The organism is Pseudomonas sp. 2822-17, from assembly GCF_002742485.1.
In the GTDB taxonomy this organism is placed as follows: Bacteria; Pseudomonadota; Gammaproteobacteria; order Pseudomonadales; family Pseudomonadaceae; genus Aquipseudomonas; species Aquipseudomonas cyclaminis.
Genome location: NZ_LJRZ01000779.1, coordinates 1 through 266, shown reverse-complemented (window position 1 = coordinate 266; position 266 = coordinate 1). Strand labels below are relative to the sequence as shown.

The 266-nt window shown below is 41.7% G+C and carries 1 pseudogene; it reads left to right on the top strand.

What is annotated here, in order from left to right:
* Nucleotides 1-72: 72 nt before the first annotated feature.
* Nucleotides 73-266: pseudogene (locus AOA60_RS33535) on the top strand (hypothetical protein); the annotation flags it as partial.

The window sequence follows — 266 nt, the reverse complement described above, 5'->3', positions numbered from 1 at the left end:
CACTTCGAAAACGTGTAATTGCCATTGAAGAAGGTCGTATAGCTCGTGATGAAGCAAGGGGGGATTACGGCTATGAAAGGTAGATCTATAGCCCGTCATATCAGTGAAGGTGGAAAGAACCTGATTAGAAATGGATGGATGACGTTTGCGTCCATTAGCGCAGTAACTGTCATGCTTCTTGTCGTAGGTGCTTTTTTATTACTAATAATGAATATTAACCACTTTGCAGACTCCCTCGAAGGAGATGTGGAAGTAAGAGTGTTTAT